Annotated in this window: 9 protein-coding genes; 1 reads left to right on the top strand and 8 read right to left on the bottom strand. The window is 68.7% G+C overall.

Annotated elements, in window-relative coordinates:
- Positions 1–7 precede the first annotated feature (7 nt).
- From AC1DR1_RS08045 to AC1DR1_RS08015, 7 genes are all read right to left on the bottom strand, one after another.
- Complete coding sequence (locus AC1DR1_RS08045) at positions 8–1231, bottom strand: MFS transporter (protein ID WP_229993980.1); 1224 nt, start codon at positions 1229–1231, stop codon at positions 8–10.
- Between the two features lie 90 nt (positions 1232–1321).
- Positions 1322–2164 (bottom strand): respiratory nitrate reductase subunit gamma, encoded by an 843-nt coding sequence (gene narI, locus AC1DR1_RS08040; RefSeq protein ID WP_229993981.1) that lies wholly within the window; start codon positions 2162–2164, stop codon positions 1322–1324.
- A gap of 2 nt (positions 2165–2166) precedes the next feature.
- Positions 2167–2787, bottom strand: a complete 621-nt coding sequence (narJ, locus tag AC1DR1_RS08035) for a nitrate reductase molybdenum cofactor assembly chaperone (RefSeq protein WP_229993982.1) — start codon at positions 2785–2787, stop codon at positions 2167–2169.
- Entirely contained in the window at positions 2784–4502 is a 1719-nt protein-coding gene (gene narH, locus AC1DR1_RS08030; protein WP_229993983.1) for a nitrate reductase subunit beta, read from the bottom strand. The genes narJ and narH overlap by 4 nt, the downstream gene beginning before the upstream one ends.
- Positions 4502–8212 carry a nitrate reductase subunit alpha gene (locus tag AC1DR1_RS08025; protein WP_364746938.1) on the bottom strand — a complete coding sequence of 1237 codons (3711 nt, stop codon included), beginning with the start codon at positions 8210–8212 and terminating at the stop codon, positions 4502–4504. Before AC1DR1_RS08025 ends, narH begins: the two co-directional genes overlap by 1 nt.
- A 96-nt stretch (positions 8213–8308) precedes the next feature.
- Positions 8309–9058, bottom strand: a complete 750-nt coding sequence (locus AC1DR1_RS08020) for a 5-oxoprolinase subunit PxpA (RefSeq protein WP_364746936.1) — start codon at positions 9056–9058, stop codon at positions 8309–8311.
- A complete protein-coding gene (locus tag AC1DR1_RS08015; RefSeq protein WP_364746934.1) occupies positions 9049–9939 on the bottom strand; it encodes a hypothetical protein in 891 nt (296 codons plus the stop codon). Before AC1DR1_RS08015 ends, AC1DR1_RS08020 begins: the two co-directional genes overlap by 10 nt.
- A gap of 125 nt (positions 9940–10064) precedes the next feature.
- On the opposite strand from AC1DR1_RS08015, the gene AC1DR1_RS08010 reads away from it, so the two are divergent.
- Positions 10065–11438 (top strand): MFS transporter, encoded by a 1374-nt coding sequence (locus tag AC1DR1_RS08010; protein ID WP_364746932.1) that lies wholly within the window; start codon positions 10065–10067, stop codon positions 11436–11438.
- 103 nt (positions 11439–11541) lie between these two features.
- On the opposite strand, the gene AC1DR1_RS08005 is transcribed toward AC1DR1_RS08010, so the two are convergent.
- Positions 11542–13872: a glycoside hydrolase family 65 protein gene (locus AC1DR1_RS08005; RefSeq protein ID WP_476992423.1), complete on the bottom strand. Its 2331-nt coding sequence runs from the start codon at positions 13870–13872 to the stop codon at positions 11542–11544.
- Between the last annotated feature and the right edge of the window lie 65 nt (positions 13873–13937).

Here is a 13937-nt window from a genome sequence, read left to right as displayed (position 1 = left end):
GCTCCGGTCAGGCAGCGGCGACCTCCGCCTTGGTCCGGCCCTGCATGGCGAAGATCGTGAAGGCCAGCGCCCCGAGCGCTGTCACCACGAGCAGCAGCAGCCCGATCGCGTAGCTGTGCGCTGCGGCGTCGTAGGTGGCACCCATGATCAGCGGCGGGAAGTAGCCGCCGAGTCCTCCGGCGGCGCTGACCACTCCGCTGATGCTGCCCACTTTGCCCTGCGGCGCGAGCACACCCACCCAGGCGAACACCCCGCCTGTGCCCAGGCCGAGCGCGCCGGCCATGGCGACGAACGTCAGGCCGGCGGGGACGTCGCCGTCGGGCTGCAGGTTCACCACCCAGGCGAGCGCCGCGACGCCGGCGAGCGCTACGATCACCACTGGCTTGGGGCCGACCTTGTCCGCGAGCACCCCGCCCAGGGGCCGCGCCAGCACGGCGGCCAGCGCAAACCCTGCGGTGCGGGCGCCGGCCGCGCTGGGATCGAAGCTGTAGACATCCCGGAGGTAGGTGGGCAGATACGTGGCGAAGGAAACGAAACCCCCGAAGAGGACGGCGTAGAGAAAGCACAGCTTCCACGTGACCGGGGTCTTCACGGCGTCGAGCAGCTTGGGCATCACGGGCGCGTTGCTGCGGGTCCAGCCCGGCGCCTCCTTCATTCGGAACCAGATGAGGGCGGCCATGCACGCCAGGATCGCGGCGATCAGCACGTGCGTGGGAACGTAGCCGATGCTCGCGACAAGCCGCGGGTTCAGGAAGGCCGCCAGCGCCGTTCCGCCCATGCCCGCGCCGAAGACACCGGTGGCAAAGCCCCTCCGGGCGGGCTCGTACCAGGCGCTGACGAAGGGGATCCCGACGGCGAAGACCGTGCCGGCGACCCCGAGCAACAGTCCGGCGCCCAGCACCAGCGCGAAGGAGTCGATGGTGCCGCCCACCGCCACCAGCAGGATCGGGATGATGGAGGCCAGCAGGACAAAGGTGAACATGGCGCGCCCGCCGTACTTGTCCGTCAAGGTGCCGACGACGATCCGTCCCAGCGAGCCAACGAAGACGGGCATGGCCACCAGCACCCCGGTGGTGGCCGGATTGAGGTGCAGGTTCTGGGTGTAGTACGCGCCGAGCGTGGCGATGGAGTTCCAGGCCCAGAAGCACGCCACCGACGCCGAGGTGGCGAGTGCCAGGTTGAGCGTCCGGCCGGCGGGGGCGGCGACGAAAGGGGACACTGCTCCGGCCACGGTGGTCTCCTTTTCGGTTCGGCAACGTTCGGTTCGGCAACGTTCAGTTCAGAATGCAGTTCAGCAGTGCAGGTCAGGAATCGCAGGTGTTCACCGGTTCCTGGTGTCGCGGTCCCGGGTCCCGACGGCGGACCAGCCCCGCCGCGCGCCGACCGGGTTCCGGGCACCGGCGGCGCCGGCTGTCCCTTTGGCTCCGGCTCCGCCGGTGTCCCGGTCCCTCGAGCGGTAGACGATGTAGGGGCGGAAGAGGTAGTGGAACGGTGCCGTGAAGGCGTGGACCAGCCGGGTGAACGGCCAGATCACGAACAGCGCCATGCCCACCAGGGTGTGCAGGTGGAAGGAAAACGGCGCCCCGGCCATGGCCGCGATGTCGGGCTGGAAGATGAACAGCGAGCGGAACCACGGGGCGACGGTCTCGCGGTAATTGTGCCCGTGCTCGCCCTCAAAGACGCTGGCCAGCGTGGTCCACAGCCCGAAGACGATCGCCGCCGTCAGCACCACGTACATGGTCTTGTCATTCCCGGTGGTGGCCATGAAGACGGGCCCGGTGGTGCGGCGGCGGTAGATCAGCAGGATGATCCCGCCCAGGGTCCCTACCCCGGCCACACCGCCGACGAACAGAGCGTTGAAGTGGTAGAACTCCTGGCTCATCCCAGCCGCTTGGGTCCACGCCATCGGAATGACGAGACCGAAGAAGTGGCCGGCGATCACGGCGAGCAGGCCGAAATGGAACAGCGGGGACGCGATCCGCAGCAGCCTGGACTCGTACAGCTGGGAGGACCTCGTGGTCCAGCCGAACTGATCGTATTTGTAACGCCAGACCAGCCCGCCAACAAGGACCACCACCATGACGTACGGCAGCACGCCCCACAGCAGGATATCCAGTGCGGAGATGTCGACGGCGGATCCGGTCTCGGCTTCGAATGCCAGCATGGTCAGGCCCCCTTCACGGGCAGCAGCCGCGGATCGTAGGGGTCCAGGCCCACGGCCTCGGTGGGTGGGCCGTAGCCGGCCATCCGCATGACGGCCTGCTCGTCGGCCGGTGATTTCCCCGACAGGGTGGCGCAGACGGCCTGCAGGATCCGGGCGTGCGGGAGCTCGTCCCGGAGCAGCCCGAAGCGGAGCATCTCAAGGCTCGCCCGGAAGCGCGTCAGCAACTCGCGGCCGGCCGCGAGGTCCACCAGCGCGGCGTATTCGAGGACCATCGGGAGGTAGTCCGGCAGTTCGCCGTGCGTGTCCACCAGGATGTCGCTTTGCCGATAGGTCTTCTTGAAGTTGCCCAGGACCTCGCCGCGGCGCCGGGTGTCCCCGTCAGTCCAGTAGGACAGGTGCAGGGCGTGGCGCTTGCCGAGGTCGAACTCGCGCACATACTGGGCCTGGATCTGAATGGGCGGTGTGGACTCCAGCCGGTCCAGGACCTCCACGAAGTCCGCCGCGGCCCCCGGGAACTCGGCCAGCGCGGCCCGCATCAGCGGAACCCGGCCGATCAGTTCCTCATCCGGGTAGGACAGGCACCACGCCGCGGCGAGGTAGAGGACCTGCTGGCGGCGGGTCATGGCTGTTCCCCCGCCGGAGGAGAGTCCGGGGAGTCCTCGGGGGCCGACGGTTTCATGGGAGGCGGTTTTTCCGGAAACAGCCCGGAGGGGGCGCCTGTGCCGTCCCAGTTCAGCAGGTTCACCCTGCCGCGCAGGGTGCTTTCGCCGGGCGCGGAGCCGGAGGTCTGCCGGTCGCGGAGGGCGTTGAAGGTTTCCACCGCCACCGGGACGGGCCTGCCGCTGGCTTCGCCGAACGGGGCCGAATCCTGCATGCCGGGCCCGCCCTCGAAATCGAGCGAACAGCCCATCTCTTCGAGGTCGTGGGCCTGCTCCACATGCGCCTTCGGGATGACGTAGCGCTCCTCGTACTTCGCGATCGCCATCAGCCGGTACATCTCGTACATGCTCTGGCTGTCCATCCCCACGGCCTCGGGGATGGCGTCGTCCGGGTCGTTGCCGAGGCTGATGCCGCGCATGAAGGACCGCATGGCCGCGAGCTTCCTGAGCACCGCGGCGACCCGTTCAGTGTCTCCGGCGGTGAAGAGTTCGGCGAGGTATTCCACCGGGATGCGCAGCGCGTCGATGGCGCCGAAGAGGTTGCCGGCGTCCTCGCCGTCGTGCCCCTGGTCGCGCAGCAGGTCCACAACGGGCGAGAGCGGCGGCACGTACCAGACCATCGGCATGGTCCGGTATTCCGGGTGCAGCGGCAGGGCCACCTTGTAGACCTTGGCCAGGGCGTAGACCGGCGAGCGCCGGGCGGCGTCGATCCAGTCTTCCGGGATATTCTGGGCCCGGGCCTCGGCCTGGACGGCTGGGTCGTTCGGGTCCAGGAGCACGTCCATCTGGGCGTCGTAGAGTTCCTGGGGGTCAGTGACGGACGCCGCAGCGGTGACGGCGTCGGCGTCGTACAAAAACAGCCCCAAATACCGCAGCCGTCCCACGCAGGTCTCCGAGCAGACCGTCGGCAGCCCCACTTCCACCCGCGGGTAGCAGAAGGTGCACTTCTCGGCTTTGCCGGTCTTGTGGTTGAAGTAGATCTTCTTGTAGGGGCAGCCCGTGACGCACTGGCGCCAGCCGCGGCACTTGTCCTGGTCCACCAGCACAATCCCGTCCTCCACGCGCTTGTAGATCGCTCCCGAGGGGCACGAGGCCATGCAGGAGGGGTTCAGGCAGTGCTCGCAGATCCGGGGGAGGTAGAACATGAAGGTTTGTTCGTAGGCGAACTTGATCTTGTCTTCGGATTCCCGCCGGACCTTTTCCACGATCGGATCCAGGTGGCCGTTCTCGGCGGAGCCGCCCAGGTCGTCGTCCCAGTTCGCGGACCAGGTGATCTTGGTGTCCTCCCCGGTGATCAGGGACTTGGGCCGGGCGACCGGGAAGTCGTCGCCGAGCGGCGCGTCCACGAGGGTTTTGTAGTCGTAGGTCCAGGGCTCGTAGTAGTCCTTGAGCTCGGGCTGGACGGGGCTGGCGAAGATCCCGAAGAGCTTCTTGACCCGGCCGCCGGCCCTGAGCACCAGCTTGCCGCGCTTGTTCAGCGCCCAGCCGCCGTGCCACTTCTCCTGGTCTTCGTAGCGGCGCGGATAGCCCTGGCCGGGGCGGGTCTCGACGTTGTTGAACCAGACGTATTCGGTGCCCGCACGGTTGGTCCAGGCCTGCTTGCAGGTCACCGAACAGGTGTGGCAGCCGATGCATTTGTCCAGGTTCATGACCATGCCCATTTGAGCCATGACACGCATCAGTACTGCACCTCCTGGGAACGACGCCGGACGGTGGCCACCATGTCGCGCTGGTTTCCGGTGGGGCCAAGGTAGTTGAACGCGTAGGCCAGCTGGGCGTAACCGCCGATCAGGTGCGAGGGTTTGACCAGCAGCCGGGTCACGGAGTTGTGGATGCCGCCGCGCCGGCCGGTGGCCTCGGACTTCGGCACGTCGATGGTGCGTTCCTGCGCGTGGTGCACGTACACCACGCCGGCCGGCATCCGGTGGCTGACGATCGCCCGGGCCACCAGGACGCCGTTGATGTTCAGGCACTCCACCCAGTCGTTGTCCTTGACCTCGATGGTTGCCGCGTCGGCGGGGCTCATCCAGACCGTGGGTCCGCCGCGGGAGAGCGAGAGCATCAGCAGGTTGTCCTGGTATTCGGAGTGGATGGACCACTTGGAGTGCGGGGTCAGGTAGCGGACCACCACCTCCATGGAGCCGTCCTGGCCGAGTCTGGGCTCGCCGAAGAGCCGGTGCATGTCCAGCGGCGGCCGGTAGATCGGCAGGGCCTCGCCGATGTCCCGGATCCAGTCGTGGTCGAGGAAGAAGTGCATTCGCCCGGTCAGGGTGTGGAAGGGCTTGAGTCGTTCCACGTTGATGGTGAAGGGTGCGTAGCGCCGGCCACCGGTCTCGGAGCCGGACCATTCCGGCGAGGTGATCACCGGCACCGGGGCGGCCTGGGTCTGGGCGAAGGTGATGAATTTTTCCTCGGAGCCCTCGGCCAGGTCCGCCAGTTTCTTCCCGGTGCGGACTTCCAGGTCCTTGAAGCCCTGGACTGACAGCGCGCCGTTGGTGGTGCCGGAGAAGGCCAGGATCGCCTCCGCCATTTTCGCGTCAGTGTCGATCGCCGGGCGGCCGTCCGCGGCGCCGCCGAGCATCACCCCGTTGGAGCGGCTGAGCCTCTCCAGCGGCCCCTGGAGTTTGTAGGTGACGTTCTTGACGGTGAAGCCGAGTTTGTCAGCCAGCGGCCCGACGGCGGCCAGCTTGTCGGCGATGGCGGTGTAGTCGCGCTCCACGACGGAAAAAATGGGCATGTTCTGCCCCGGGACCGCGGGAATGGACATGTCCCGCCAATCCCGCACGATCCCGCCCGGCTGGGCGAGCTGGCCAGGTGTGTCGTGCTGCAGCGGCACGCTCACCAGGTCCCGGCGGACGCCCAGGTGGGTTTTGGCCTGCCGGGAGAACTCCTGGGCCAGCAGGTGGAAGGCGTCGAAGTCCGTTTTGGTCTCCCACGGCGGGTCGATCGCGGGGCTGAAGGCGTGGACGAACGGGTGCATGTCGGTGGAGGACAGATCGTGCTTCTCGTACCAGGTGGCGGCCGGGAACACGACGTCGGAGAGCAGGGTGGTGGAGGTCATCCGGAAGTCCGCTGAGACCAGGAGGTCCAGTTTCCCTTCCGGTGCCTGCTCGTGCCATTTCACGTCCTTGGGCCTGAGCCCCTCGGCATGGTCCGGGCCCAGGACATTGTTGTGGGTGCCCAGCAGGTTCCGGAGGAAGTACTCGTTGCCCTTGGCCGAGGAGCCAAACAGGTTCGAACGCCACAACACGAGGGTCCGCGGCCAGTTTTCCGGGGCGTCCACGTCCTCGATTGCCGGATTCAGGGTACGGTTCTTCAGCGCGTCAGCGATGTAGCCGGGAGTATCCTTCGCGGTGCCGGCGCCGACGGCGGCTTCCGCCTCGTCCGCGAGGTCCAGCGGGTTCCGGTCGAACTGCGGGTAGAACGGCATCCAGCCCAGCCGCGCGGACTGGGCCAGCGCGTCCGCGGTATGCATGCCGTCCAGGCTTCCGGTGGAGAGCGGGGACTTCAGCGCGTCCGCGGAGTAGCCGTCCTGCCGCCACTGGTCCGTGTGCATGTACCAGTAGCCGGTGCCGATCATGGTCCGCGGGGGCCGGGACCAGTCCAGTGCGTTCGCCAGCGACAGCCAGCCCGTGACGGGCCGGGTCTTTTCCTGCCCCACGTAGTGTGCCCAGCCGCCGCCGTTGCGGCCCATGCAGCCGGTCAGCATCACGAGGGCCAGCACGGCGCGGTAGGTGGTGTCGCCGTGGAACCACTGGCAGATCCCGGCGCCCATGATGATCATGGACCGGCCCTTGGACTGCTCGGCGTTGCGGGCGAATTCGCGGGCCACCCGGATGCAGGCCTGTGCCGGGACGGAAGTGATCTCCTCCTGCCAGGCCGGGGTGTAGGGCGTCGCGGCGTCATCATAGCCGGCGGCCCACTCCCCCGGGAGCCCGTCCCGGCCGACCCCGTACTGGGCAAGCATGAGGTCGAACACGGTGGTGACCAGCTGGCCATCCAGTTCCAGGACGGGAACACCGCGGCGGAGCACGCTGCCGTTCCCGCCGGCGTCCTCGAAGCACGGCAGCAGGATCTCGGCGCTGTCCCCGGAGACCTCGCGGAGCGACAGGGCCGGTTCGATCCCCTCAAGGTCCAGGTTCCATTTGCCCTCGCCGCTGCCGGAGTAGCGGAACCCCAAAGAGCCATTCGGCACGGCCGGACGGCCGGTAGCTTTGTCGAACAGGACGGTGCGGAAGGCCGCGTCCTCGGCCCCGGCCTCGTCTGGAAGATCCTTGGCGGTGAGGAACTTGGCCGGGGTGAGGGAGCCGTCGTCGCGCCGTTCCAGCCGGACCAGGAACGGCAGGTCGGTGAACTGGCGGACGTAGTCGGTGAAGAACGGCACGTCGCGCTCGACGAAGAATTCCTTGAGCATCACGTGCCCCATGGCCATCGCCAGCGCGGCGTCCGTCCCGGCCTGGGCGGGCAGCCATTCGTCGGCGAACTTCGTGTTGTCCGCATAGTCCGGGCTGACCGTGACCACCTTGGTGCCGCGGTACCGCACCTCGGCCATCCAGTGCGCGTCCGGGGTGCGGGTCACGGGGACGTTGGAGCCCCACATCATGAGGTACCGGGCGTCCCACCAGTCCCCCGATTCCGGGACGTCGGTCTGGTCCCCGAACACCTGCGGGCTGGCCACGGGCAGGTCCGCGTACCAGTCGTAGAAGGACGTCATCACCCCGCCGATCAGCTGGATGAAGCGGGTCCCGACGGCGTGCGAGACCATGGACATGGCCGGGATGGGCGAGAAGCCGGCGCAGCGGTCCGGCCCGTAGGCCTTGATGGTGTGCACGTGCGCGGCGGCGGCAATTTCGATCGCCTCCTGCCACGAGACGCGCACGAGGCCGCCCTTGCCGCGGGCCTGCTGGTAGCGGCGGCGCCGCGCCGGGTCCCCCACGACGTCGGCAAAGGCCAGCACCGGGTCACCCAGCCGCGCCTTGGCCTCGCGGTACATCTCGATGAGGACACCCCGGGCATAGGGAAAGCGCACCCGGGTGGGCGAATAGGTGTACCAGGAGAAGGCCGCCCCGCGGGGGCAGCCCCGCGGCTCGTATTCCGGGCTGTCCGGGCCCACCGAGGGGTAGTCGGTCTGCTGGGATTCCCAGGTGATGATGCCGTCCTTGACGTACACCTTCCAGGAGCACGAGCCCGTGCAGTTCACCCCGTGGGTTGACCGGACCACCTTGTCGTGGCTCCACCGGTCCCGGTAAAAGATGTCGCCCTTGCGGCCGCCTTCCCGGAACACCGCCCTGCCGTCGTCGGTCTGGTCCCATTTCGTGAAAAATCGGCCCAATTTCAACATTGCATCCGAGGCGGGTCCGTCCAACCCCGCGGCGCCTCCGGCAGTCATGCCTTCAAGCTAGGATGCACTTTCTGGCCCGGATAGGGCCTTAGGACACGGTGCGCACGCCGGCCGGTGCCGGTTTGGGGGCTGCCCGGCCGCGGGTCAGGCGAAACTCTCCAGCTCCACGCCGGCGGCCTCCAGCGCGGCCCGCACGGCGGCGGCAACGCTGACGGAGCCGGGCGTGTCCCCGTGCAGGCAGAGCGAATTAGCCCTCACCGCGATCACCGATCCGTCCACCGCCTCGACCTCGCCCTTCGTGGCGAGCCTGACCGCCCGCTCGGCGACCTGTCCGGCGTCGAGCAGCACGGCGCCTTCCTCCGTGCGCGGCACGAGGGTGCCGTCCGGGAGGTAGGCGCGGTCGGCGAAGGCTTCGGCGAAGACGGGGTGTCCGGCGTCCCGGGCGATTTGCAGCAAGGCTGAGCCGGGGAAGCCCAGGACGGGCAGTCCGGGATCGTAGGCCTGGATGGCGGCGATCACTGCGGAGGCCTGCTCGGCGTCGCGCACGGTGCGGTCATAGAGCGCCCCGTGCAGCTTGACGTAGTCCACCGAGGCGCCCACGGCATGGGCAACGCCGTCGAGCGCGCCGAGCTGGTACAGCACCGCGCCGAACAGGTCATCGAAGGTCATGTCCAGCGAGCGCAGGCCGAAGCCGGCCAGATCCGGGTAGCCAAGGTGGGCGCCGACGTTGACGTCGAGCTCGTAGGCGGCCCGGCAGGTGTCGAGCATGGTCACAGGGTCGCCGGCGTGCATCCCGCAGGCCACGCTGGCGCTCGTGACAAGCGGAAACATCGCGGCGTCGTCGCCCATGGTCCAGGTCCCGAAGGACTCCCCCAGGTCAGCGTTCAGATCCAAAACGTGCCGCCGCCCTTCGTTGGGTTGTTCGGGGTGCCGCTGCTCGGGGTGCCGCTGTCCGGCGTCGTCCCCGGTGGCGTGTCCAGGGAAGTTTCGTAGAGCGCGAGCGGCCCGGTGGTTTCTGCCAAGGCCTGCAGTTCTCCCGGGATCGTGTCCGGGATGGGCCCGAAGGCTTCCTTGGCGTTCGCCACGACCGCATGGCCCATCACCCGGTTGCCCACTCCGCCTACGACGGCGCCGATGCCGAAGGGCAGGGCACGGCCCAGCCAGGCTGTGCCCTGGGTCTTGAGGAGGGAGCGCAGGAACATCGTCTGGATCTTGGCCCGCACGGCACCGAAGCCGGCGAGGGGGACGCGCCGGGTGAAGGCCGCGGCCCAGGCCTGGGTGGGCCCCTTGCCCCGGCCCGCCGCCTGTCCGCTCAGCGAGCTCAGCAGCTGGGTGCCTTCCTCTCCCAGCATGATCGCCATGACCAGGGTGCTGGCTCTGTCCGGATCCACCATCCGCACGCCGTGCAGTTCAGCGAGCGCTGTGGAATACAGTGCGGTGGCTTCGAGGAACCCGACGGCTGCGGCGGCCGAGAGACCGAGTGCGGCGGCAGTTCCGACGCCCGGAATCACGGCCGCCCCGCCCACCAGCGCGCCGCCGCCGGTGACGGCCAGCAGGTAGTCGCGTTCCAGGATGGCGGCGAGCTGCGCCGCGGTGGCGTGCGGGTGCCTGCGCTGGAGCCTGCGGATATTGGCCAGCACCAGGGGCCGCTGGACTTCAACCGCGCGCAGGAGCACCTTGTGCAGGCCGGGCCGGGGCTGGCCTGCGGCGTCGAACATCGCGCTGTGGGCTGTTTCCTGGGCAATCTTCATTGCCGGGTTGCTGCGCTTGGCCATGATCGCCTCTCGTCGGAACCATAAAACTAAGTGCACTTAACACTACACACGGGCCGGCCAGACCCAGCCCCGGGGCCGGCGCACCCCTCCGGTCCGGCCGCGTGGCCGGCTACTAGACTGGGCCCATGCCCGCCCTGCGAGCCCTCAGCCCCTTCGCGCACCGGGAGTACCGCGTGCTGATCACGGCGCTGGCCATCTCCATCTTCGGTTCCGGGATGTGGGCCGTTGCGATGGTCTACGAGGTGATCTATCTCGGCGGCGGTCCGCTGGAACTCTCGCTCGTGGCCGCGGCGGGCAGCGTCGGGCTCGTGGCATTTCTGCTGGCCGGCGGCATCGCCGCGGACCGCGTCCCCCAGCGGCTGCTGATCATCGCGGTCGAGGGCGCCAACCTCGCCGTCATCGCCAGCATCAGCGCGCTGGCCATGGCCGGTTTGCTGCAGCTCTGGCATCTGGCGCTGGGGGCCTTCGTGCTCGGCGTCGGGGCGGCGTTCTTCTTCCCCGCCTATTCCGCCATCCTGCCGCGGATCCTGCCGCCCGAGGACCTGCTGGCGGCCAACGGCCTGGAGGGGACCATGCGGCCGATCCTGCAGCAGGCCGCCGGGCCGGCCGTTGCCGGGGTCCTGGTGGCGGCCATGTCCCCCGCGTACGCCGTCACCGGTGTGGCGGTCTGCCACCTGCTGGCTTTCTGCATCCTGAACTTCCTCCACCGCCAGCCCGCGGCAGGGGCGCCGGGCACAGTGGGCAGCGAGGGTACGGCCGGCGGCGGGGCCAACGTTTCAGGCCAGACGCGGGCCAAGAAGTCCTTGCGCCACGACCTCCGCGAGGGCGTCAGCTATACCGTCCGCACGCCCTGGCTGCTGTGGACGCTGCTCTGGGCCTGCATTTCAGTGCTGTTCCTGATCGGCCCCATCGAGGTCCTCATCCCGTTCGTGGTCCGGGACCAGCTCGGCGGGGACGCGCGCATGTTCGGCTTCCTGCTCGCCATCATGGGCGTCGGCGGCGCCGCAGCCTCGCTGGCCACGGCCTCTTTTCCCCTCCCTCGCCGCTACCTCACCGTGATGATGGTGTCATGGGGATTGGGAAGCCTGCCGATCGCCGCCATCGGAATCATGGACAGTTTCTGGGCCGTGGCCGCCGCACTGTTCGTTTTCGGCGCCACCGGCAGCGTGGGCATGGTGATCTGGGGAACCCTGCTGCAACGCCGTGTGCCGCCGCATCTGCTGGGCCGCGTCTCGAGCCTGGACTTCTTCGTGTCGTTGGCCCTCATGCCGGTCTCCATGGCACTGGCCGGACCGGCCGCCGAAGTCTTGCCGCTGTGGCTGATCTTCCTCGTCGCGGGAACCGTGTGTCCGGTGATGGCCGCCGTCGCGATGGTGGTGGCGCGGATGCCGGCCGACGAGCTGGCCCATCCGCTCGCCGGCGGCGCCGAAGAGGCCCGTGAAACAGAACAATCCAGCGGCGCGGAAGAACCCGCCGAGGACGGTCTGGCGGGCAGTTAAGGGCGGATCGACGCCGCCGATCCGCCCTCATCTGCCCCCGCGGCGACCGCCGCAAACCGGACGCCCGCACCGTCAGGGCACCGGCGCCTCAGGCCGCGGGGGCTCAGACCGCGGCGCGCACCACCGGGATCGACGCCGTGGGAAGGCCGCTGGGGAAGATGGTGGGCTCCGGGTCCGTGACGGGCGCCAGCGGAACCCGGGCCGGGTTGCCGTCGACGGTGAGCAGTTCCCCGCGCACGTCGACCTCCAGCGGCGCGCCCTCACGGACGGTCAGGCTGATCGAGCCCTGCTCCAGCCCGATGTGCAGGAGCCTGCCCTGGATCTTCAGGTGGAACTCGAGTCCGTCCCATTCGGCCGGCAGCCGCGGATCTAAGTACGGCACCGCGCCCTGGTCCCGCAGACCGGCGAAGCCGCTGACCAGCGAGCTCCACACCCCGCCGGTGCTGGCGATGTGGACGCCGTCGATCGTGTTGCCGTGGGTGTCGTCGAGGTCGATGAACAGGGCGTGGGTGAAGTGGTCCAGCGCAGCCTTGCCGTAGCCGACCTCGGCCGCCATGATGCCCTGGACACAGGCGGACAGCGTGGAGTCGCCGGTGGTGATGGGGTCGTAGAAGTCGAACGCGCGGCGCTTTTCCTCGGCCGTGAAGTCCTGCCACTGCAGGAACATGGCCAGCACGCTGTCCGCCTGCTTGAGGACCTGGTGCCGGTAGATCACCAGCGGGTGGAAGTGCAGCAGGAGCGGGTACTTGGACCGTGGCGTGGTCCAGTCCCACGGCTCCAGGGTCATAAAGTCGTTGTCCTGGGAGTAGACCTGGAGGTCTTCGTCGTAGGGCAGCTGCATCCGGTTGGCGGCCTGCTCCCAGAACTCGCGTTCGGCGTCGTCGATCTCCGGGTGGTCCAGCGCCGCCGCGGCGCGCAGGTTAAACCGCGCCATGACGTTTGTGTACAGGTTGTCGTTGACGACGGCGGTGTACTCGTCGGGGCCGGTGACGCCGTGGATGTGGAAGAGCCCGTCCTTGCCGAAGAAGCCCAGGGACGCCCACATCCGGGCGGTCTCGATCAGCAGCTCGGAGCCCAGGGTGTCCTGGAACTCGGTGTCCCCGCTGGCCCAGATGTACCGGTTGGTCGCGAACGCGATCGCGGCGGCGATGTGGAACTGCGCGGTGCCTGCCGCGTAGTAGGCGCTGGCCTCGAGTCCGTTGATGGTGCGCCAGGGGAAGAGGGCGCCGTCCACGCTGAGCTCCTTGGCGCGGATCTTCGCCTCGGGCAGCAGGTCGTGGCGGAATTCCAGGACCTGGCGGGCGTTGCCTGGGTTCGTGTAGGTCAGGTAGGGCAGCAGGTACACTTCCTGGTCCCAGAAGTAGTGGCCGTCGTAGCCGGAGCCGGATACGCCCTTGGCCGGGATGCCGGCCACATCGGCGCAGGCAGTGGCCTGTGCGAGCTGGAAGAGGTTCCACCGGATGCCCTGCTGGAGCTCGGTCTGGCCCGCCACCACGATGTCGCTTGTGCTCCAGTAGCCGCGGTAGTAGTCCTCGCTCTGGGTGAAGATCTCGCTGACCGGCTTGAGGCTGGCTTCGGCGCTGTCCGCGAGGTCCTCGGCGGCCTGGCCCACGGCGTAGCTGACGCTCTTCTCCAGCACGAACGGTACGTCCGCGCTGACGGCGAGCACGAAGCGGACGCTGCTGTCGTCCTGGTCCACCTGGGTGTCGAACGGCTGCACCCCGGCCGAGGTCCAGTGGTCCACGGCCATCCCGAGCCGCTGCTTGGATTCGGAGGCTTCCCAGGACAGGCGCAGGGAGCCGTCCCCGCCGTCGAGCCTCAGCGGCAGCAGCACGCGCCCGGCGTGGCGGCCGGCGCGGCGCGGATCGTGGGCGGAGTGGTCGTCCACCGGCTGGTCCTGGCGGTTGATGACCGAGGACGTGACGTCGGCGGAGATATCCCGGTCCGCCGCCACTTCGAGGCTGATGCCCAGCGCGCCGCGGGATTCGTAGCCGACGGCACGGCGTTCGGTGGTGGTCACGGCCGCGCCGGAGCGGCACTGCCACGTGATCCGGCACTCGTAGATACCCGTGGCGAAATCGACCGAGCGGCGGTAGTCCAGCACCGTGGACTCGTCCAGGCTCAACGGCTCGCCGTCGATGATGACGGTGAAGTTGTTGGCATCCGGGACGTAGAGGATCCGCTGGCCGGTGCGGGCGAAGCCGTAGGCGTTTTCCGCGTGCTTGATGTCCCAGGTCTCGTGGAAGCCGTTGATGAAGCTGCCGGGAAGTTCGGCATCAGCGGCGCCCCAATGCGCGCCGCGGATGCCCAGGTGCCCGTTGCCGAGGCTGAACAGGGTCTCCAAGGTGCCGGCATTGCCGGGGAGATGGACGGTCTCGACCAGCTGCCAGGGATCGTTGGGGAACCGGGCGCGGTCCGAGGTGATGAGAGCCATGGTTTTAGGGGGTTCCTTCGGCGGGAGTGGGCAGTGGGCTAGGCGGTGGGAGCCGGGAGGGATGA

The sequence above is a fragment of the Arthrobacter sp. P4_F10 genome (assembly GCF_056401435.1).
Note: the sequence above shows the minus strand (reverse complement) of the source record. Positions and strands in the feature narration are given on the sequence as shown.

Bases quoted from the DNA above. Each gene is read 5' to 3' on its own strand.
- narI (WP_229993981.1), bottom strand. From the start codon at position 2,164: ATGCTGGCATTCGAAGCCGAGACCGGATCCGCCGTCGACATCTCCGCA.
- narJ (WP_229993982.1), bottom strand. From the start codon at position 2,787: ATGACCCGCCGCCAGCAGGTCCTCTACCTCGCCGCGGCGTGGTGCCTG.
- narH (WP_229993983.1), bottom strand. From the start codon at position 4,502: ATGCGTGTCATGGCTCAAATGGGCATGGTCATGAACCTGGACAAATGC.
- AC1DR1_RS08025 (WP_364746938.1), bottom strand. From the start codon at position 8,212: ATGACTGCCGGAGGCGCCGCGGGGTTGGACGGACCCGCCTCGGATGCA.
- AC1DR1_RS08015 (WP_364746934.1), bottom strand. From the start codon at position 9,939: ATGGCCAAGCGCAGCAACCCGGCAATGAAGATTGCCCAGGAAACAGCC.
- AC1DR1_RS08010 (WP_364746932.1), top strand. From the start codon at position 10,065: ATGCCCGCCCTGCGAGCCCTCAGCCCCTTCGCGCACCGGGAGTACCGC.
- AC1DR1_RS08005 (WP_476992423.1), bottom strand. From the start codon at position 13,872: ATGGCTCTCATCACCTCGGACCGCGCCCGGTTCCCCAACGATCCCTGG.